Source organism: Pseudarthrobacter sp. N5, from assembly GCF_050157035.1.
In the GTDB taxonomy this organism is placed as follows: Bacteria; Actinomycetota; Actinomycetes; order Actinomycetales; family Micrococcaceae; genus Arthrobacter.
In genome coordinates, this window is the sequence record NZ_CP189593.1 from 1,521,050 (window position 1) to 1,542,080 (window position 21,031).

18 protein-coding genes are annotated in these 21,031 nt (G+C 66.0%); 4 read left to right on the forward strand and 14 right to left on the reverse strand.

Annotation, left to right across the window (positions count from 1 at the left end):
- The first annotated feature begins 128 nt into the window (after positions 1-128).
- The gene (locus tag ACQCST_RS07505; protein ID WP_426998654.1) at positions 129-1,454 is read left to right on the forward strand and encodes a SufS family cysteine desulfurase; all 1,326 of its coding nucleotides are present in this window, start codon (positions 129-131) and stop codon (positions 1,452-1,454) included.
- Positions 1,455-1,483: 29 nt separating this feature from the next.
- Positions 1,484-1,933, forward strand: coding sequence for a Fe-S cluster assembly sulfur transfer protein SufU (gene sufU / locus ACQCST_RS07510; RefSeq protein WP_426998655.1), 450 nt, complete (start codon positions 1,484-1,486; stop codon positions 1,931-1,933).
- 31 nt (positions 1,934-1,964) lie between these two features.
- Here sufU and ACQCST_RS07515 read toward each other — a convergent pair whose 3' ends face one another.
- The gene (locus ACQCST_RS07515) at positions 1,965-2,186 is read right to left on the reverse strand and encodes an SCO4848 family membrane protein (protein ID WP_426998656.1); all 222 of its coding nucleotides are present in this window, start codon (positions 2,184-2,186) and stop codon (positions 1,965-1,967) included.
- Between the two features lie 4 nt (positions 2,187-2,190).
- A complete protein-coding gene (locus ACQCST_RS07520; protein WP_426998657.1) occupies positions 2,191-2,688 on the reverse strand; it encodes a DUF2505 domain-containing protein in 498 nt (165 codons plus the stop codon).
- Between the two features lie 240 nt (positions 2,689-2,928).
- Here ACQCST_RS07520 and mfd point away from each other — a divergent pair, with 240 nt between their 5' ends.
- A complete protein-coding gene (gene mfd / locus ACQCST_RS07525) occupies positions 2,929-6,645 on the forward strand; it encodes a transcription-repair coupling factor (RefSeq protein ID WP_426998658.1) in 3,717 nt (1,238 codons plus the stop codon).
- A 3-nt stretch (positions 6,646-6,648) separates the two neighbouring features.
- Complete coding sequence (locus tag ACQCST_RS07530; protein ID WP_426998659.1) at positions 6,649-7,449, forward strand: metal-dependent hydrolase; 801 nt, start codon at positions 6,649-6,651, stop codon at positions 7,447-7,449.
- Positions 7,450-7,539: 90 nt separating this feature from the next.
- Here the strand turns inward: ACQCST_RS07530 and ACQCST_RS07535 are convergent, their stop codons facing one another.
- The 12 genes from ACQCST_RS07535 to cobA form a co-directional block, all read right to left on the reverse strand.
- Positions 7,540-7,782 carry a hypothetical protein gene (locus ACQCST_RS07535; RefSeq protein WP_426998660.1) on the reverse strand — a complete coding sequence of 81 codons (243 nt, stop codon included), beginning with the start codon at positions 7,780-7,782 and terminating at the stop codon, positions 7,540-7,542.
- Positions 7,783-7,834: 52 nt separating this feature from the next.
- Positions 7,835-8,542 (reverse strand): deoxyribose-phosphate aldolase, encoded by a 708-nt coding sequence (deoC, locus tag ACQCST_RS07540; RefSeq protein WP_426998661.1) that lies wholly within the window; start codon positions 8,540-8,542, stop codon positions 7,835-7,837.
- A 115-nt stretch (positions 8,543-8,657) separates the two neighbouring features.
- On the reverse strand, positions 8,658-9,530 hold the full coding sequence (locus tag ACQCST_RS07545; protein WP_426998662.1) for an FAD-dependent oxidoreductase: 873 nt from the start codon (positions 9,528-9,530) through the stop codon (positions 8,658-8,660).
- 244 nt (positions 9,531-9,774) lie between these two features.
- Entirely contained in the window at positions 9,775-11,124 is a 1,350-nt protein-coding gene (locus ACQCST_RS07550) for a patatin-like phospholipase family protein (RefSeq protein WP_426998663.1), read from the reverse strand.
- Positions 11,121-11,585, reverse strand: coding sequence for a hypothetical protein (locus ACQCST_RS07555; protein ID WP_426998664.1), 465 nt, complete (start codon positions 11,583-11,585; stop codon positions 11,121-11,123). Before ACQCST_RS07555 ends, ACQCST_RS07550 begins: the two co-directional genes overlap by 4 nt.
- Positions 11,582-12,064 carry a hypothetical protein gene (locus tag ACQCST_RS07560; protein ID WP_426998665.1) on the reverse strand — a complete coding sequence of 161 codons (483 nt, stop codon included), beginning with the start codon at positions 12,062-12,064 and terminating at the stop codon, positions 11,582-11,584. Before ACQCST_RS07560 ends, ACQCST_RS07555 begins: the two co-directional genes overlap by 4 nt.
- On the reverse strand, positions 12,061-13,005 hold the full coding sequence (locus ACQCST_RS07565) for an acetoacetate decarboxylase family protein (protein ID WP_426998666.1): 945 nt from the start codon (positions 13,003-13,005) through the stop codon (positions 12,061-12,063). The genes ACQCST_RS07560 and ACQCST_RS07565 overlap by 4 nt, the downstream gene beginning before the upstream one ends.
- Complete coding sequence (locus ACQCST_RS07570; protein ID WP_426998667.1) at positions 13,002-14,078, reverse strand: alpha/beta fold hydrolase; 1,077 nt, start codon at positions 14,076-14,078, stop codon at positions 13,002-13,004. Before ACQCST_RS07570 ends, ACQCST_RS07565 begins: the two co-directional genes overlap by 4 nt.
- Positions 14,075-16,027, reverse strand: coding sequence for a hypothetical protein (locus ACQCST_RS07575; protein ID WP_426998668.1), 1,953 nt, complete (start codon positions 16,025-16,027; stop codon positions 14,075-14,077). Before ACQCST_RS07575 ends, ACQCST_RS07570 begins: the two co-directional genes overlap by 4 nt.
- Entirely contained in the window at positions 16,024-18,576 is a 2,553-nt protein-coding gene (locus ACQCST_RS07580; protein ID WP_426998669.1) for a GMC oxidoreductase, read from the reverse strand. The genes ACQCST_RS07575 and ACQCST_RS07580 overlap by 4 nt, the downstream gene beginning before the upstream one ends.
- A gap of 245 nt (positions 18,577-18,821) precedes the next feature.
- Entirely contained in the window at positions 18,822-19,979 is a 1,158-nt protein-coding gene (locus tag ACQCST_RS07585) for a uroporphyrinogen-III synthase (RefSeq protein ID WP_426999109.1), read from the reverse strand.
- A gap of 17 nt (positions 19,980-19,996) precedes the next feature.
- On the reverse strand, positions 19,997-21,031 hold the full coding sequence (cobA, locus tag ACQCST_RS07590; protein ID WP_426998670.1) for a uroporphyrinogen-III C-methyltransferase: 1,035 nt from the start codon (positions 21,029-21,031) through the stop codon (positions 19,997-19,999).

A 21,031-nucleotide genomic window follows, 5' to 3' on the forward strand; every position in this document is an offset into this window, starting at 1 on the left:
CAGCCGTCGCCGGCCCTCTAACTGTGCCGGGATTCTCCGGACAGGATGCGGCGGCTCCCCTCGTGGGCGGGCCGCTGCATCCGTGGGACAATTGAATGTCTTCCACTGGCATTTCCAAGGAGTTCCCATTGGCCGTAGTTTCAACGCCAACCACGCTGGCGCCTTCCTTGCCGGCCCTGGATAACACCGAAGTGGGGCGTATCCGGAACGACTTCCCGGTGCTCGACCAGCTGGTCAACGGCCGGCGCCTCGTGTATCTGGACTCCGGCGCCACCTCACAGAATCCGCTGAGCGTGATCGAAGCCGAGCAGGAGTTCTACGAGCAGCGTAACGCCGCCGTGCATCGCGGTGCCCACCACCTTGCGGTTGAAGCCACCGAGGTTTTTGAGGACGCCCGCCAGACGGTGGCGGACTTCATCGGCGCCGGCTATGAGGAAACGGTGTGGACGTCCAACGCCACCGAAGGCCTGAACCTGATCAGCTACGCACTGTCCAACGCCGCGCTTTGGGCGGCCCAGGGCCGGGGGGACAAACGGCTGAAGGACCTCGCCGTCGGACCCGGAGACGAAATTGTGGTCACCGAAATGGAGCACCACGCAAATCTCATTCCTTGGCAGGAGCTGGCGTTCAGGACCGGCGCCACCTTGCGGTACGTTCCGATTGACGATTCCGGCGCGTTGCAGCTGGAGCAGGCCCAAGGCATTGTGGGTGACCGCACCAAGGTGCTCGCGTTCACCCATGCCTCGAATGTCCTGGGCGTTATCAACCCCGTGCAGGAACTCGTGGCGCTGGCGCGTCGTGCCGGTGCGCTCGTGGTGTTGGACGCGTGCCAGTCTGCTCCGCATATGGCTCTGGACGTCAGGGCCCTGGATGTCGACTTCGCTGTGTTCTCCGGACATAAGATGCTGGCTCCGACAGGCATCGGTGTGCTGTATGGCAAGCAGGAACTGCTGGATGTGCTTCCGCCGTTCCTGACCGGCGGGTCCATGATCACTACGGTGACCATGGACCGGGCGGAGTACCTGCCGGCCCCGCAGCGGTTTGAAGCCGGAACGCAGCGGATCTCCCAGGCTGTCGCATTGGCTGCTGCGGTCAACTACCTCACGGAAACGGGCATGGACCGTATCCACCGCTGGGAATCGGAACTAGGCCAGCGGATGGTCAGCGGGCTGGAGCGCATCGACGGCATCCGCGTCCTGGGCCCGGCGTCCGGCCAGGAGCGGATCGGCCTCGCGGCCTTTGATGTCACCGGAGTGCACGCGCACGACGTCGGACAGTTCCTGGATTCGCGCGGCATCGCCGTCCGTGTGGGCCACCACTGCGCCCAGCCGCTGCACCGCAGACTGGGCCTGACGGCCACCACCCGTGCCAGTGCGTATCTGTACAACACCACCGACGACGTCGACGACTTTCTGGACGCCGTCTCCGGAGTCCGAGCCTATTTCCAGGCCTAGAGCCCGGACACAAGAAACAGGTGCCAAGCATGAGTCTCGACCAGCTTTACCAGCAGATCATACTGGATCATTCCAAGACCCGGCACGGCAGCGGACTGTCCGGGACAGCGGCCCCGGAGGGCGCCGCCACAGGCCAATCGCACCAGCTGAATCCGGTCTGCGGCGACGAAGTCACACTCCGGGTAGCGGTGGACGACGGTAAGGTGGCGCAGATTTCCTGGGACGGGGCAGGGTGCTCCATCTCCATGGCCTCCGCCTCCGTGTTGAGCGAGATGGCCGAGGGCATGTCCGTGGGCGAACTCCGCGGGGTGATCGGGAACTTCAGGGAAGTCCTCCGGTCCCGCGGGAAGGTCCATGCGGATCCCGAGATACTGGGCGACGCTGCTGCGTTTGAAGGCGTTGCCCGCTACGCCGCCCGGGTCAAGTGCGCCATGATCTCCTGGGTGGCGGCAGAGGACGCACTGAACCAGGCATCGTAGGCACCCTGGTGCTGGCTGGTTGTTTCTACACCTAGTGAAGCAGGGCTGCAGCGCCGATTGCCGCCGTCGTCGCCCCCAGCACCATGGAGATGCTGACCAGCACCACGTGCACGGTGAGGAACTTCGTGGCCCTGCCGGCTGAGTCCCGGGCGCGGGGATCGTTGATGACCCGCCGCAGGAACTGCGGCCAGACGATCAATGACCAGATTCCGGCAATGATCAGAACCCAGGACAGTGCCGTGTTGAGCTGCACAGCCTCAGTGGCTTTCCAGCCAGGCCTGCGCCTGTTGCGACTGGATGTTCAGTGCTTTGCCCACCATGGGCTCGGCTGCCTGCGCGATTTTGCTGCCGAGGAAGGGCACGGAAGAGGTCACAGTGCCGGCGAGTTCCATGCGGGTGCTGCTTCCCTCGGCCACAAGACGCTGTTCGGCGGCGACGTCGATCGGCGCGCCGGCGATGGTGAGGGAGATCTTGCTTTGGCGGGAACCGTCTGCAGCAGGGGCGTCCCAGTTTTCGACCTGTGTCACCGTGAGGCTTTCACCCACGAACTTGCGGGCGATCTCGGGCAGGCGTGTAGTGGGCAGGGTTCGCACCGAGGTGGTGCTGAAGGCACCGGCGACGTCGCCGGTCACGGCGAAGGACTCGAGGGTTCCGCCTACGACTTCGCTCGTGTGGCGCTGGAAGTCCTCATTGATGAGGACAGCTGCGACGCTCTCGACGCTGTGGGGCAGGGTTGTGGATGCACTGAGTGCCATGGATCCTCCATTGTGGGGGCGGAAAGGCTTTTTGCTCCCCACATCCTACGGTGTTGAGGTGGTTTGGTTGGCACCGGGCAGGTTTTGGAGGCGGCGCCATTCCCGCTGCCGGCAGGCTCAGCCAACGAGTATGACGACGGTCATCACGGAGCGGGGGTAGGCTGGGAGCACCCGGGATTCTCGCGAATTTCGGGCTTTCGTGTTGCCTGCTTCCGCCTGAATACCACAGGAGCTTCTGCCATGAGCCTCAACGGCCCGTCCCATAACGGCCCCTCACTTGACGGGCTGCGCCGCGTCCTGGCAGCGGACAAGACCTTCGCCCGGGTGCGGGCCGAGGCGGCCCGGGGATTCGCCATCCGCAGCGAGGACTACCAGATCAGCGCCCCGACGGGGCTGCGTGCCGTCCTGCTGGCCGAGATGGCGGACGGGCTGTCGGCCTTCGCCACAGGAGAAAGCGGAAAAGGAACGGCCGACGGCGGCGCTCCGGCTGTTATGGCGCCGGCAGTGGTGCTTGCCGTCACCGCAACAGGCCGCGAGGCCGAGGACCTGACAGCCGCGCTGCGCGCCTACCTCCCGGCGGACTGCGTAGCTGAGTTCCCCAGCTGGGAAACCCTTCCCCACGAGCGGCTCTCGCCGCGCTCGGACACCGTGGGCAGACGGCTGTCCGTCCTCCGGCGGCTGGCGCACCCGGAGTCCTCAGCGGGAGTGCCGCTGCGTGTGATCGTGGCCCCGGTCCGTGCCGTGGTCCAGCCCATTGTGGCCGGCCTCGGCGAGCTGGCGCCGGTGACACTGAAAATTGGCCAGGAAATCCCCTTCACTGAAGTGGTGCGGAGCCTCGCCGACGCTGCCTACGCGCGGGTGGACATGGTGACCCACCGGGGTGAGTTCGCCGTCCGCGGCGGTATCCTTGATGTCTTCCCGCCCACCGAGGACCACCCCATCAGGGTTGAGTTCTTCGGCGATGAGGTGGACCAGATGCGCTGGTTCGCCGTTGCCGACCAGCGCTCGCTGGCGTCGACAGGTTCCGCCACCGGAGGCGTGAAGCACCCCACCGAGCTGCATGCCCCGCCCTGCCGCGAAATCCTGATCACGCCGTCCGTGATGTCCCGGGCCGCAACCCTCAAGTCCCAGTTGCCCGCAGCTGCAGACATGCTGGAAAAGATCGCCGGCGGCATCGCCGTCGAAGGGATGGAATCCTTGGCGCCGGTACTGGTGGACGCCATGGTCCCCTTTCTGGGGCAGCTGCCTGCGGGTTCCATTTCCGTGGTGATCGAACCTGAGAAGGTCCGGGCCCGTGCCCATGACCTTGCCGCCACGAACGAGGAATTCCTGGAAGCTGCCTGGTCAACAGCGTCGGACGGTGGCACCGCGCCCCTTGATCTGCTCTCCCAGGCCTCGGCGGATCTGCACTCTGCCAGCTTCCGTTCCCTGACGGACACCCGTTCCGCAGCGCTCGGACACGGTGTGTCCTGGTGGTCCATCACCTCCCTTGCCACCGATGAGGAACTGTTGCCGGACGTCGATGTCCTGAACCTCCATGCCCGGGAGCCCCGAGGCTACCAGGGCGACGTTGCGGAAATGCTGGAGTTCATCGGCTCCCATGTACGGGACCAGTGGCGGATCGTGGTGGTCACCGAAGGCCCCGGCCCGGCCCAGCGGCTGGCCGAACTCTTCCACGATGCCGATATCCCTTGCGCCAGGGTGGACTCCCTGGACGATGATCCCCAGGCAGGCATCATCGAGGTGACCACAGCCGCCGTCGGACGCGGTTTTGTTCTGGACGGACTCAAGGTAGGGCTCCTCACGGAAGCGGATCTCCTGGGCCGCACGTCCGCCGGTTCCACAAAGGACATGCGTCGGATGCCGTCCAAGCGGCGGAACGCCGTAGACCCGCTGCAGCTGCTCGCCGGAGACCATGTGGTCCACGAGCAGCACGGAATCGGCCGGTTTGTGGAGCTGATCCAGCGCAAGGTTGCCGGCGGCGGTGATGGTGTCCGCGAGTACCTCGTGCTGGAATACGCCCCGTCCAAGCGTGGCGCTCCGGGCGACCGGCTGTTCGTGCCGACGGACCAGCTTGACCAGGTGACGCGGTACGCGGGAGGGGATGCCCCCGCGCTCAGCAAGATGGGCGGCTCGGACTGGTCCAGCACCAAGTCCAAGGCGCGCAAAGCCGTCAAGGAGATCGCCGGCGAGCTGATCCGGCTGTATTCGGCCCGGATGGCTTCCAGAGGCTATGCCTTCGGCCCGGATACCCCGTGGCAGCGCGAGCTGGAGGAAGCCTTCCCCTATGTGGAAACCCCTGACCAGCTGACCACCATCAATGAGGTCAAGGCGGACATGGAACGCGAAATTCCCATGGACCGGCTGGTGTCCGGTGATGTGGGCTACGGCAAGACCGAAATTGCCGTCCGCGCAGCCTTCAAGGCCGTCCAGGACGGCAAGCAGGTGGCGGTGCTGGTGCCCACCACCCTGCTGGCCCAGCAGCACTACGAGACCTTCACTGAGCGGTTTTCCGGCTTTCCGCTGCAGGTCAAGCCGCTGTCGCGTTTCCAGAACGCCAAGGAGACCAAGGAGACCGTGGAAGGAGTCAAGAACGGTTCCGTGGACGTGGTGATCGGCACCCACCGCCTGTTGTCGAAGGACTTTGCCTTCAAGGACCTCGGCCTGGTGATCGTGGACGAGGAACAGCGCTTCGGAGTTGAACACAAGGAAGCGCTGAAAAAGATGCGCACCAATGTGGACGTGCTGGCCATGAGCGCCACCCCGATTCCCCGCACCCTGGAGATGTCGCTGACGGGCATCCGCGAAACGTCCACGTTGGCCACGCCGCCGGAAGAACGGCACCCGGTCCTTACCTACGTTGGCCCCTATACGGACAAACAGACCTCGGCCGCCATCCGCCGCGAGTTGATGCGTGAGGGCCAGGTGTTCTTCGTCCACAACAGGGTCTCCTCCATTGACCGGACCGCGGCCAAAATCCGTGAGCTGGTCCCTGAGGCGCGGGTGGAGGTGGCACACGGCCAGATGTCCGAGAGCCGGCTGGAACAGGTCATCGTCGACTTCTGGGAGAAGCGCTTCGACGTCCTGGTGTGCACCACCATCATCGAAACCGGCCTGGACATTTCCAACGCCAACACCCTCATTGTGGACGGTGCGGACAAATACGGGCTTTCGCAGCTGCACCAGCTGAGAGGCCGGGTGGGGCGTGGCCGGGAGCGCGCGTACGCGTATTTCCTGTACCCGTCGGAGAAGCCGCTGGGCGAGGTGGCGCTGGAACGGCTCAAGGCGGTCGCCGCCCACAACGAGCTCGGCGCGGGTTTGCAGCTGGCCATGAAGGACCTGGAAATCCGTGGCGCCGGCAACCTGCTGGGCGGAGAGCAGTCCGGCCACATCCAGGGTGTGGGCTTCGATCTGTATATCCGGCTGGTGGGCGAGGCCGTGGCCGACTTCCGCGGCGAAGCCGAGGAGAAGGCAGCCGAGATGAAGATCGAGCTGCCCGTCAACGCGCACCTTCCGCACGACTACGTACCCGGTGAACGGCTGCGCCTGGAGGCGTACCGCAAACTCGCAGCGGCGATCACCCACGAGGCCATTGATGAGGTCCTGGCCGAACTGGTGGACCGCTACGGCGAACCTCCGCTGCCGGCAAAAAACCTGATCTCGGTGGCGCGTTTCCGGGTGGGCGCACGCGAGGCCGGGCTCTCCGATGTGGCGCTGCAGGGCAACTTCATTAAGTTCTCACCCGCGCAGCTGCCCGAGTCCAAACTCATGCGCCTCACCAGGATGTACCCCGGCTCACAATCAAAGCCTGCGCTGGACGCGGTACTCATCCCCAAACCCAAAACGGCACGGATTGGCGGCCGGGACCTGCAGGACGCCGAGATCCTGGAGTGGGCCAACGGGGTCATCGCCGCTGTCTTCTCGCCTTCGCCGGCGGCGCCACTGACAGTTGCCTAAGCCATGATGGGAGGACATCACGCCGCTTCGGGAGCCGCGGCGTGGGTGGCCGTTGCCTCGGCGGGACCATACGCCCTGGGCTGGTATCCGCTGGACGCAACAGGCATTCTGATCGGCGGCATGGCGACGGCGGGTACGGCGCTGGTGTGCGACTGGGACCACCGTGCCAGTACGGTGGCGCACTCCCTTCCACCGCTGTCCAACGTCATTGCTGTGGGCATCGAAAATATCAGCGGCGGTCACCGCCAGGGGACGCATTCGCTGCTGGGGGCGGCAGGTTTTGTGCTGCTCGCCACGATGGTTGCCCAGTTCCAGGTCAGTACGCCGTGGGGGTTGCTGTCCGTCGGCGCCGGGCTGCTGTGTATGTTCATGATCAATATTGCCGCCAAAGCCCTGAAGCTATTTCCGAAGTCGGGCTGGATCAGCAACTGGATCTTCGGTCTCATCATGGCTGGCCTTGTGACATGGTTCGCGCCGCACCAGTGGACCTGGCTGCCCATGTCCATGCTGATCGGTGTGGTGGTCCACATAATCGGGGACCTCGTTACCACCGGGGGAGTGCCGCTGCTGTGGCCGGTGGTGATAAAGCCGCCGAAATTCCTGCGGAAACTGCCGCTGTTGCAGGACATCTGGAAAGCCAATGGAGCACTCTCCATCCCCCTCCTTGGACGCGCCGGGTCCAGGCGCGAATGGCTGGTCCTGATCCCCGTCAGCGCGTACGCCATGGTGGGCATGGGGATGGCCGGCTGGTCACTTGCGAGGGAGCAGTGGACCTGGATGGCGTCTGCCCTTCAGTCGTTATGACCCTGGACGAACTCCAATCCAAGTCCAAAAAATGCAGCGGCGGCCCCGGACGGAATGTCCGGGGCCGCTGCTGTGATGGAGCTGAGGAGTTTAGTTTTCGCCGGCGGAGTCCGAGCGGCCAAGCACTGTCTGCGGGATCCAGAATGCCAAGGCGAACAGGCCCAGGCAGGCGGCCATCGGCCAGGGGTTGCCCAGGCTCAGGAAGGACAGCGAGTAGATCGAGCCGAGGAAAAGGACCATCATAACGACGAACAGCGCAACGCTGGTGCCGAGCTTGTTCTCATTCTCGGGGGTCTGGATCGTGGAAGTCTGGACATCGGTGTTTTTGGACATGCTTTTCTCCTCCGCCCCGCGGGGCTCAAACTGTGGCGGCTGCCGGAGCGGATCAGTACGCGGATGAACCCTGTTCGCCTTTGACGATTGCAATTCCGGAGCTGGCACCAATACGTGTTGCACCTGCAGCAATCATAGCCTGAGCGTCAGCCAGCGACCGCACACCGCCCGAGGCCTTGACACCCAGATCAGGGCCGACCGTGGCGCGCATCAGCGCGATATCACCGGCCGTTGCACCGCCGCCGTTGAACCCGGTGGACGTCTTGACGAAGTCGGCGCCGGCTTCTACCGAAGCTTGGCAGGCCAGGACCTTCTGGCTGTCGCTCAGGAGAGAGGTTTCGATGATGACCTTCAGGATGGCACCACCGGCATGGACGGCCTCAGCCACCGCGGCGATGTCATCCACCAGCGCGCCCTTGTCCTCCGCGCGGGCTGCGGCAATGTTGATGACCATATCGATCTCATCCGCTCCATCCAGGACTGCACCGCGTGCCTCGAACGCCTTGACGTCGCTTGGTGTGGCACCCAGGGGGAAGCCGATCACCGAACACGCCAGGACGCCAGAGCCCTTGAGAGCCGTCTTGACCGTCTTGATCCACACCGGGTTAACACAGACTGACTTGAACCGGTACTCCACCGCCTCGGCACAGACCTTGAGGATTTCCGCCTCACTGGCCTCCGGCTTAAGGAGCGTGTGGTCAATGAATGAGGCGATGTTGCCGGCTGCGGGTGCCGCGCCGGAAATGGCTTCGGTGCTCATGGATGGTCCTTTCCGGTAGGCCTTGTGGGCCTGGCGACGCCGCGTTGTCCGTGGCTCTCAGATGACCATCTTGCCACAATGGACTAGCCGTAACGCGGAGAACAGCCGCCTGCCGTCAGGCGGCCGACCGCGCCGTGACGGCGGATGCCATCATGAGCTGCGCGGCGCAGGCTCCTGCTGCTGGACCGGACGCCACCAGCAGTCCCAGCCGCATGCCGTCGAAGGCTGCCGCATCCCCAATGGCCCAGATGCCAGGCACCGAGGTGCGGAAGTCCTGGCTGACGGCAACGCCGCCTTGGGGGGCTGTGTCCACACCGGCGCTCGCGGCCAGGCCGTCCCGGGCGATGCGTTCTTCCGCCAGGACCACCAGATCGCCGTTCATGCTGCTGCCGTCCTCAAACACAATGCCGGCAGCAGAAATTGTGGAGCCCGCGGGGCCGGGAATAACCGCAGCCGGGCGCACCGTGGTCCGGACGGGCCGGACACCTCGTGCCCGCAGTACCGCCTCCGCCTGCCCGGCGGCCGCGCCGGTACCGACCAGGATCCCGAGCGGACGTCTCCCCAGCAACCGGGTGACTTCCTTGACAGCGGCACCGATCCTGGCGGCGTCGTCAATGGTGGAGTAGCTCAGGCATCCGTGGGCACCGGCAACCGGGGAATCCGCGGCGGCGGAGCCGGTGGCGATCACCAGCTGGTCGTAACTGAATTCCATGCCGTCAGCGGTGGCGACGCAGCGGCTGGCTGCATCGACAAAGCTGGCAGCCTGGCCGAACCGGACGGACACCTGCGGGAGGGCTGCGAGTTCCAACAGTTCGGACGGTGCGTCGTCACGGTTGCTGAGGACAGTGATGCTGCCGGAGAACTGCGCACGGACCAGCTGCTTCACCAGGGCCTGTGACGCCGGCCCGGCACCGGCGATCACAATGCGGTGTGTGGAATTCGTTCCGGTGGAAGGAGACGATGACGGGGACAGTGCCGGAGCGGACATGCGCGGGCCCTTTCGGTTGCGGCGCGGGACAGGCCATCTGCAGGGCCCGGAGTTGCCGGATGAACCCAGCGTAGGCGTCCGGTTTTTCTACCGTGTTTCCCGGTTGTTGCCGGTTCTGGCCGCCCCGAATCCCAGTGTTTACCAGCCGGTAATAACGTGCGTCACACGGCGTTGCCGGCAGCGGCCCGGTGACGATCCGCACACCGGGCTAACAGCGCCGCACCCCGGGGCAGTGGTGCACGGGTCAGTAGCGCCGCAGCAGCTCCCGCAGGCCGTTGGCGGCAAAGGCACCCACGGCCGCGGCCCGGTCCGCGAAGCCATGGGATCCGACGGGTTCCACGGATGCGATGAGTCCGGCGGCGTCGGCCAAGGTCATCCTGACATCTGCTTCCGGCCGGGCGCCTACCTGCAACCTGGCGCGGCGGGAATCGGACCAGGCATCGGGTCCGGGGTCATCGTGGAAGGTCCGGGTAACAGTCAGATCCTGCCATCCGCCGTCGAGCTTCACCCGGGCGCGGTAACTGAGGTCCTCGCCAAGGACATCCAGCCTCCCGTCGGCGAGGAACATCCGCGGCCCGAAGGGTGCGTGGTCCACATAGCCCGTCAGCTGCGGCGGCACCGCTCCGGGCAGCGAGGGCAGAACCACCGTGGCCTTGAACGCGATCGGTTCACCGTCAAACTCTCCCCTCAGGGTGTCAGTGAAGCGCACTCCGGCCGGCGGCTCTGCCATAGCCGTGCAGGAGGCATCCTTGGACACACCGCCGGCCGGTAGTGAGCTCAGGTAGCGGCGGGCATCGCGGTATCCCATACCGATCAGGGTGCCGGCGTCGATCCGGTTGAGGTAGAACTCCGGATCCAGCGGCAATGGATTCTCCGGCCGGATCACGTGCAGTACAAAACCGCGTCCGGCTGCCTTGATGGCCTCGAAGTCCGCAAGCAGGGCCCCCATGGCGCTCATTTCGATCATATGGACGTACTGCTCCAGCGGTCCATCGCCCCAATATCCGGTATTGCCGATGCACCACACCAGCCAGACCTCCTCCGCACCGCGCCGCACCGCCTCCTGCACATTGGCGTCCCGGATCCACACGGCATCCGTCCAGATTTTCCCTTCCCGCCGCAGCGGCGTCAGGAAAATGGGCAGCGACATTCCGGCCGCCATGAGCTCCGGATCAATCTCCCGGGCATCAATCGCGTGGCAGCGTTTTTCGGTGAATTCCACTACGTTGAACGTGCCTTCGACGGCGCCGGGCAGCCCTGCCCGGCGGCGGATCTCGCCGGCGTCGATGCCCAGCGCCGGGAAGACCTTGCCGAGCAGGCCGTCGGCATCGCCGATGGCCGGCAGCGCCCACGGCCCTTTCAGGTAGTCGGCCGCGGGGAGTGCGGAGCCGAAATCCTTGACATCCACGCCGGACCAGTTCCGGCACATGTCCGGAGCGGACACCCCGGAGAGCATCATGCCGGCTGTGAGGATCCCGCCTGACGTGCCGTCCACGTGGTCGAACTCCAGGCCCTCTTCGGCCAGTGCGCGCACTACCCCTGCCTGCCACGCCACGCGCATGCCGCCGCCGGCCAGGACCAGGGAGCGCTTCACGTCTCTTTCCTCACAGGTCCCGGCACCGGTGAGGGATCCAGCCTGCGCCAGTACAGCAACAGCAGCACCGCCGTCGCCAGGTCAAAGAAGGCGACGGCGAGCGCCACGGGCGCGAAAATACCGTTCAGGACGGCAATCCCGACGGCGGCAAACGCCCCGGCTTTCTGGATTCCGCACCACAGGACTGCTTCACGCGCCGGCCGCGGCAACAGCAGTGTGTGCAGGAGCAGGCCGCCCACCACCACCATGAACATGCCCACCGTGGCGAAAAGCTGTGTGGCCGCCGGCGTCGGCCCGGCTCCGAGCAGCGTCAGGATGCCGGCGCCGAACGGAATCTGTGCACTCCCGGATACAACGGTGACGACGGCGATCGCCGCCAGTACGGCACGAAACGGGTCCGCCGTGATCCAGGCGCCCGCACCACCGGACGGTGCCGCCGGGCGGGCTGTTGCCCCGCTCACGCGAACGCCTCCCACAGCCGGCCCTTGTCCACGAGCAGCCAGACGATGGCCAGCCAGGTGAGCGTGGAAACGTAGAAGCGGATGTCATTGAGCATCATCCAGCGGTGCAGGAGGGAGCGCAGTTCGGCGTCGTCCGCGAAGTCCCCTCCCCGGATACGGATGTTGATGGGGATGATGATGCCCTGTCCCACCACGGTGAGCACAACGATCCCGATCAGGCAGATGGCTGCCGGGATGACCCGGATGCTGCCCCACTCCACCCACACCATGATGATCGCTGAGATGAACATCAGCGGCACCACGGCGGTGAAGAACTTCGTGGCCTGCCGGGTGGGGATGCCGAAGTGCATGTCCACGTTGCTGCGTTCCAGGGAGCGCCAGGTGGGGTAGAGGAACAGCTTCAGGACCCACATGGTGCCCACGTACATGGTGGCGCCGAAGAGGAAGTACAGGGCATTCAGCAGCAGGAGCCAGTTCATGGCTGCCTGCCGCCGGTTGCCGTGCGGTCCGGAGGGCTCAGCCACTCCTGTGACTGGCCAAGGCCCGTCACCGAGTCAACGCCGTCGCCGCCAGGTATCCGTGAGGCATCGGCTTCGGAACCGGCCGTCAGAAACCACGACTCAAAGTGGTCATCCAGCACACCGTGGGCCTCTGGCAGGTAGGCCGTGAACACGGGCCTGTCACCTACCTTCAGCGTCTTCAGGGCGGCGACGCCCGGCGCGTCCCCCAGAACCAGCTTTGCCTTGGCAGCCCCGCCGAGGGCGATGTCCCCGCTGGCTTCGAAGTAGATGTCCGATTTCATCAGCATGCCGCGGAAGGCGCAATAGTTGGAGGCGGCCAGTTTCAGCGGGATACCGGCCGGCTCAGGCCGTTCGATCTCGATGTAGCAGCCCAGCTGCCCGGCTTTATCGTACTGGGCGGAGACCGTGGTGTCCGTGACCACGAAATCCAGGTTGGCCTGGTGTTTTGGCATGCCCCAGATGCCCTTGCCGCCTTTGACCGAGACCTCAGTGCTGACCCGCAGGTCCACCACGTACTGGCCCAGTTTGAAGGTTTTTTGGAAAATCAGCGGCAGGATGGGCGGGGCCGGACGGCTGCCATGGGTGACCGCAATGGCCAGCGAATACTCGATGTATTTGCCGATGTCCGTTGATTTGTAGTTCACCACCGTCACCACCAGAAGGCCCTTGCCGCCCAGGCTGAATGGCCGCAGCTCGGTGCCCGGCAGCATGGCGGCAGCAGCCCGTTTATTGATGGGAAAAGCGGCCATCAGCACAGGGGAATCATCGGAATTGACGGGCATGACGTACCTGATGCCGTCCACTTGGGCGTGCTGTCCGCGGAGCTGCTCCTGGCGGCGGGGGACTGGAGAAGGCATCAGCCGGAGCAGCGGGGCAACCAGGCCCATAAGATCTTTCATGTGTTCAGCTCCTTGACGATGATGGGGTAGGTGTCCTGCCAGGCGTTGGCTCCGAAGAAAACGTCCAGGTGGCCATAACCCGGGATGAGATGGAGGGAGTCCTTACCGGGGCGGTGCCCGTTGAAGAAGCCGTAGCTCCGTTCCTGGCTCTCCGGCAGGAAACACAGATTGTCCAGTCCGGCCAGGAATGCGAAGCGGGCATCTGTCTGCGGCGCCTCGGCAAGGAAATTTGCGGGCAATTCCGGATGGTTGCCGGCGGCCACAATCCGCCGGGCCAGGACGCTCCGGCCCATTTCCTCGAGGAAGGTGAACGGTACTTCGGCGAATTCCCCGCTGATCCAGTCGTGGGTGGCCTGGTCCAGGTTCTGGTGCGACCACAGGGCCGGCTTTCCGCTGCCGTAGGTGAAACTGACCATCCGGCAGACAAGGTTGTCGCATTCCCGGTGGCTGGTTTTCACCATAAAACGCAGGAGCCGTGACAGGTAGCCGTTGGATTTATAGCCCCATGCCGGTGAGAGGTAGGGCGTAAAAGGCTTGAGTAGCTGCGTGAGGTAGGTGATCTTCACTACCGACCACAGCGGAATCACGGGGTGAAGCGACACCGCGTTGGACACCACGGTAGTCACCTGAGGAAGCAGCCCCGCCACTGCCGACATGGTGAAGGACACCGAGCCCTGGCAGTGGATGACGGCCTTCAGGGTTTCGGCGCCGGTGGCCCTGAGGATGTGTTCGACGGCGGCCGGGTGGTCGTAGACCGCGGCGTCCGCCAGTGTCCAGGACAGTGGCTCCAGATCGATTGACGCCCGCCAGTTCAGCAGCCAGACGTCCCAGCCGTCCTCCAGCAACACATCCACCAGGGTCCGGGGCAGCGGCGGACGGAACAGCTCCGCGCGGACCCCGGAGCCGTGGACCAGCACCACCGGCCCCTTGTCCGGAGTCCCCGGCACAGCTGGGACGGCCGAGGTGATGTGGAGCAGGGTCAGGGGAGTGCCGTCCCTGGCAGGAAAAGGGATCACCTCGGTGAGGTGGTCTGCCCGGGTTACCCGCCCAGCCCCCGGATGCGTAGCTGTCATGGCCGGAATCCTTCGCGCGAGATGATGATGGGCGGTTCAAATAGCCGCAACGCGGGAAGTCCGCCCTGCGGCGCCGGCCGCATCCCGCCGTCGTCGGTCTGTTCAAGATCCCAGTCGTGGCAGACATGATCCACTGCCACAGAGTGAACCGTGAGGGTGCCATCCGGCGCCAGCCTGATGCGCAGGAAACCCTTGTGCTCCTCGATGGCCTGACCGGACATCCTCCAGGAAGCCACCTCGCCGCCCGGCGTGGCCAGGATATACACCGCAAATGCCTCGCTGCCGGCAGTGAACCCCGCGGCGAATACCAGGGCCAGCGCCAGCACCGCGGTCAGGAAATGCGGCCAGCCGGCCGGCCAAGGGATAAGAAGGACGACGGCGGTCCCCACTGCTAGTGCCGCTAGCTGGTACAGGACGCCGCGTACTGCGACGACGCTGCCGCGGCCGGCGGCCAGCGGAGAGTCACGGAACCATGCCGAAAGGAGTGCCAGCAGGGCGAGCAGCAGCACCGGGATGGCGATGATCAGCACGGCGAGCAGCACAGTGCTCCCATGAGTGAGGCTGCGGAGGCTGTCCACGAAGGACAGTCCGCGCAGGGCGCTGAAGAGAGTCCAGAGTGTCAGCATCAGCCCCACATGGGCGAGTCCCAAGGCCGTGCCGAAGCCGGGATTGCGCCGGGGCAACCAGTACCCGGAGAACGGATTTGCCAGCCGCGCGCCCAAACGCCTGGATTCGGCAGCATCCGGGTAAGTCCCGGGCATCCGGACGTACCGGACGCCCGGACCGCCAGACTGGATGGACGGCAGGCTGCCTGTGACCGCCGGCGGCAATGTCAATTCAGCCGGCAGTCCCTGGGCATCGGACAGGTACGCGCCGCCCATGCCGCAGGTGATGAGCTGGCTGGCCCTGGGATCCTGGCCGGCCGGCGCCGAAGCGGCCGGCGCCGGCACCGGTTGTTCCGCGAACCGCGAGTAGTGGTGCTGATCCCCGGTGAGCCAGAGCCGGACCCGGGCGCCGGTGTCCTCAAAGGCCCCCGCTTCGCGGTTGTACCGCCGCCGCAGGTAGTCCTGTTCGAAGAAGTGCATCTGTTTGAAGGCCGCGGTGTTTTCGGCGGTCTTCACCCAGTAAGGGGAGGCAACGCACAGGATGATGGCGTCGCCGGGGATCAGCTGGCTGGTGATGTTGTTGTAGAAGTAGTCCAGCTGGGGTTCGTCGATGTATTGCCCCAGCTGGCTGTCCAGCCCCACCAGCCACCACCCCGGGCTGCCTGGGCCGCCGGAAAGCCGCACGGCAAAATAACTGCGGGTCTGGATGGTCCGCCACCCACCGATGTTCCGCTGGCGGGTAAAAAGCCGGATGAACGAGGTGAGGCCGTCGTACCAGTCATGATTGCCGGGCAGGGCCAGCATCACGGCGGTGTGTCCTCCTCCGGGCGGGCCGGGCAGTGCCTTCCGGTACGGGCCCGCCATCCGGTCCTCGTACCCGGCCGGCGAAGCCACCGGGTAGACCTCGTCACCTCCGAGGACCAGCAGGGTGCCGCGCGGCAGCGTATGCCCGTCGACACCGAGGGATGCTTCGGCGAGCAGCAGGGCAACGGTGTAGCTGGGGTCGAAGCCGTCCCCGAGGTCCGCGGTGAAGTCCAGCCACAGCTCCTTGCCGGCACCCTTGCGGGCAGCAGGGCCGTCATCAGCACCGTCAGGGCCCGGCGGTCCAAGATCCCGTGCCACAGGCTGCGCTGGCTGCCCCGGATCCGTCAGCCTGTCCAGATCAAGTGCGTGGCCAGGGAAGCTTCCTTCCAGCTCGCGTTTGTCCCCGAAGTCGGCAAAGATCGTGGCCAGCAGTACCTTCACGGCCGTCCGGGCCAACTGGGCGGGAGCCAGCCACCGCACCGCGTCCTGGGGCGTGAATCCGAGTTCGGCGTTGTGCCTGGCCAGCTCGCTCCGCTTCATGGCCGCGGGCGCAGCGGGAAAGGGACGGGGCTGATGGAACGGCCGTAGACCTGCCACAGCTCGCCCAGGAACAACTTTCCGAACGCCGCCAGCGCGCTCGCTGGTGCCGGTCCGGTCGCACGGAAGGTGGTCAGTTGCCGGGCGAAGTCCCACGGCCGGATGAACAGGATGCCTGCCCCGGCAACGTCCGGACCGGGCGCGTCGCGGCCCTGCGTGCCTTCGCCGCTGCGCTGCCCGTCGCCGTCGCCGCCGTCGGGCGGGATGTGCCCCGCCAGGACAGTGACAAATAAGGTGGTGGTGTCTGTCCAGATGTCAAAGCCGGCTTCGTTGCGGATGTCCTTGTGCCCCACGAAGGTGAGAGGTGTGCCGCCGGGATCCCTGAGCCACAGCCGGTAGAGCATTTTCCGGGCCGGTCCTGTTCCCGGCGCCCCGTCCTCGGCAGCTGTGCCGCGGACAAACAGGTTGAACCAGCCACGCTCAACCGGGAGCCGCCCGCCGAACTGGTCTGCCACAACATAGCCGGTGGCCGTGGCTGGGTGAAGAGGATCACTGACAAACGCCTCGATGTCCGGTGCGGTGATGGTGAGCTCAAACATCATCCTGCAGCTGCGGTCCCTGCCTAGGCTCCGGCCGGCCTCAGGATCTGTTACTCCGGCGCTGAACCAGCCGTGCATCTGTTCGGTAAAGCTGACGGAACCCGTGGCTGTTTCCCCGGCAGCAGACGAAGGGGAGGCAGCCGACCCGGGGATTCTCAGCGTGCGGGTGCCTGCCGCGGCCACGGGCGCGGCGGCGGTCTCGGATTCCGGCGCCCGTGTCCCCTTAGTGGCATCCGGGACCAGCGCACGCGTGGGCCCGGTTGCGGGGTCGGCGCCGCGCAGTTGAATGTCCCTTGGCCGGGTTTCCTGGCCGGCAATGATCCGGGCGCAGGCACGCTCCGCGAAGGCCGCGATGGTCAGCGAGGGGTTGGCGCCAACCGGGCCGGGCATGGCGGATCCGTCCAGCACGTACAGACCCGGGTAGCCGAACACTTCGCCGTAGGAATCGCAGACGCCGTCGTAGCGGTTCCTTCCTGCGGGCGCACCGCCCAGCGGGTGGACAGTGATCACGCGTTTGGTCCACCAGAGGGGGTTTTGCCGGAACGATCCGCCCAGCTCCCCGGCGATTGCCTGCATGGTGGCCTGCATCCGGCCGAAGTAACCCGCAGAGGTGGCCAGCGTCCAGTTGATGGCCAGCCGGCCGCCCTGAAGGGACATCACGCCGTCGGGTACGTCCCGGCCCATTCCCAGCAACGGAACCGACGACGCCGACAGCCTGCCGTCGCCCAGGGCGGCGGCAAGATCGGCGGAGATATTGGAACGCCGGGCCTGGAACAACCGGTCCTTGAGCAGCTGGACCGCAACCCTGCCCAGCCGTCCGAGTGCCTGGCGCAGTTGGCCGGTTTCCAGCAGCCAGTTCATAAAGGCCGGGTAGCCTGCATCTTCAATGTAGTAGCCCCGGCCATCACCGCCGTCAGCGGAATCCGGCGTGCGGATGGCGGTCGTGATCACCGGGCCCCGGCTGCCCACTAAGGGGCGGACGGCGCCGTCGGGGGTCTTGGCGTCCATCACAAATCCCAGCAGGTCCCCGTTGCCGCTGAAGCGTGTGCCAAGGACGGGGCTCAGCGCCGGAAGGGAGGCACGGTTTCGGAGGAGCAGGAAGGTGCTGCCGAACGTGCCGGCGCCCAGGACCAGCCGTTGGCAGTGGATCAGGCGCTCTGTCAGGAGGCCGGGCCGCGGGTCGGCGGGATCGTGGATCACATAGCGGACTTCGTAGCCGCCATCAGGGAGCGGGCGGATGCCGCGCACATCGTGGAAGGTGCGGATGTCAGCGCCCGCCGTTTTGGCCGCGGAGAGGTAATTGTGGTCCAGGGTGTTCTTTGCGCCGGTGTTGCAGCCGATGTCGCATTCCCCGGACAGCGTGCACGTGGTGCGTACGGTGCCTACGCCATGGACGCTTCCATAGTCCGCGGCAGGCAACAGCTGGTTCATCCCGGGGGTGGCGCCTGGCCGCTGGGAAAATGTCACCGCAATGGGCGGCCTGGAGATGCTGAGATCCAGAGCCTTGGCGCTGGCCTCCATGGCCATGGTTTTGGGGGTGTCCTGATACGGGTAAGGAACCGGCAGCAGCATGGCTTCGGCGGTGTCATAGTACGGTTCGAGGTCCTTGAGGGTGAACGGCCAGGATTCGTAGCCGCCGCCGGGAACCGGAGACTCGTTGACGAACCAGTGCTCATCCTTGCGGAGCAGCACATTGGCGTAGATCAGGGAGCCTCCGCCCAGGCCGCTGGAGACAATTCCCTCCAGACCGCGGAAAGTCCAGGCATCGAACAATCCATACAGGCCACTGTCCGGGTCCCAGAAATTCCGGCCCATTTCCGCCGGTGTCCGGGCGAAACTGCCGGGCGGGTAGGCGCGGCCACGTTCCATCAGGACCACCGTCTGTCCCGCGGCCGCCAGCCGGTACGCCGCCACTGAACCGCCAAAACCGGAACCGACCACCACGGCGTCCACGGACTGAACGGGAGCAGGACGAGGATCATCAGCCGGCGGTATCTGCCCCGGCCCCCTGCTGCCTTGCCGCCGCACCGGTTCCACGCTGTTCCTCTCGGAAAAGCTGACTCGGGAACGCCCCGCAACCCACAACCCGGTGATGGACCGGGAAAGGCATCGGGCTGGTCAATCGCAAACTATAGCGTCATGTTCCCACCGCGGACAGAGTCTGTCCAGACCGTGGAGTAACTGCTGTGAGGGCAGCGTCACACCCGGATGCGGTAGCCGCGCTTGACCACGGTTTCCACCAGCCGGCCGTCCGGGAGGGCAGAACGCAGCCGGCTCACGGTCATGTCCAGTGCATGGACTGACCCGCGCAGTTCCAGCAGCTCGGAAAGGGACTCACGGGACAGTACGGCACCGCCTGCGCCGAGCAGTGCGCGCAGCAGCAACAGCGGTGCAGGGGCCAGCTCCACGGCCTGCCCGTTGATCCGCAGGCAGCGTCCCCTGAGCTCCACGTTGCCGGAGCGTGTGTCCAGACGGCGGACGTGATTGAGCGCCAGATGTTCGCTGACCAGCCTGATGAGGGCGCCCATCCGGAACCGTTCCGGGATCAACGGCGACAGGCCGGCGTCGATGAGCGGCTGGGCCGTGACGGGGCCCACAACGGCGGTGGTGACGTTGGTCCGCAGGGCATCCACCAGCTGCCTGTACATGCCCATCTCGTGGGCGGTGCTCCACATGGCGTCCACGGCCGGTGCGCTGGTGAACGTCAGCACATCGAGGTTGCCGCTGCAGGCGGCCTCGATCAGCCGTGGGAGCAGGTCTTCACCGTCGGGCTTGACCCAGCGGTACGGCGTGACGGTAAGCACTGTTGCGCCGGACATCCTGAGCCGTTCGAGCTGGCGGACGTCGGTGTAGCCGTGCAGTTGCACAGCGACCGTTTTTCCGCGCACGCCTTCGGCGAGCAGCATGTCCACGAGGGTGGCGGTGGTTTCGTCGCTGCTGATTCCGACGTCGGCAAGACCGGCCGCCCGCACGGCACCCCTGGCCTTGGGTCCCCGGACGAACATCCGGCAGTTGGCGAGGGTTTCGAGCAGATCCTCGCCGATGCCGAAGGAATCCGCGGCTTCGCACCACCGGCGCATGCCGTAGGCAGTGGTGGCAATGCAGAGGTCGGGCCGGGCCGCGATGATGGCCTTGGTGTCCTCGATGAGGCTGATGTCTTCCTGGACCGGGGCGATCTTCAGGGCCGGCGCGTGCAGGACCTCGGCACCGCGGCGCTCCAGTGCTTCGATCAGGTCCTTGGATCGCCGGTGCGAGGTCACCCCGATCCGGAATCCTTCCAGCGGTGATTCGGTGGTTTCCGGGGCAGCCTCGGGATCCGTACCCGCACGGGTTTCGGCCGGGGCAAGTGCGTTCATGACGCTCATGGTCTCTTTCACGCGCCCAGCAGCGAGGCAGCCAGCCGATCAAGATCGGCCGCCGCCTCGGCATGCCCACGGTTGGCCTCAGCCACCCGCACCACCTCACCGATGACCAGCACCGCCGGGTTGGTGCACCCCGCCGCCGCTGTGACGATGGTGCCCAGCTCGGATATCGTGGTGCGCTGGCCGGGCCGGTAGCCGCGTTCAACCACAGCCATGGGCATATCGGCCCGCATTCCTGCCTTACGCAGTCCCGCGGCGAGCTGGTGCAGCGTTCCGATTCCCATAAGGACCACGATAGTGCCGCCCAAGCCGGCAAGGTGGGTGTGCTCCTTCTCGGTCAGCGGCGCGTGGCCGGAGACCACGGTGAACATGTGGCTGACGTCGCGGTGCGTCACCGGAATGCCCGCGGCTGCCGGCACGGAAATGGCGCTCGTGACCCCGGAGATCACACGGACCGGAACCTTGGCCGCCACGCAGGCGGCCACTTCCTCGCCGCCGCGGCCAAAGACGTAGGGGTCCCCGCCTTTCAGGCGGACCACGTTGTTGCCGGCAAGGGCACTTTGGACCATGAGCTTTTGGATATCGCCCTGGCTGACGGGGTGATGGCCCGGGCGCTTGCCGACGTCCACCAGTTCCGCCGAGCTCAGTGACGGCAGCTCCTGGTAGGGAGCCAGGCGGTCGTAATATACGACGTCGGCATCCCGCAGCGCCTTGACGGCGGCCACAGTCAGCAGCTCGGTGGTGCCGGGGCCTCCGCCTACCAGGGTGACCTGTCCCGCCGGACCCGCGGAGGGCTCGGCGACCACCGGAATACCGGCGGTGCGGCAACGGTCCAGCAGGGTCTCCCAGCCCGGCTGGCCGTCATCGACAGCCGCAACCAGGAAGGGGTGCTCGGGCAATGGGCCATCGTGCGCGGCGCCTTGCGGCGTGCTGAGCCGGTAGACCACCGCGCCGGCGGCACCGTAGCGGCGGACCGCCTGGCGGGCGGCATGGTCCGAGCCCGTGACCAGGACATCGCGGCCGGTGAGATCAATGCTGAGCTGCAT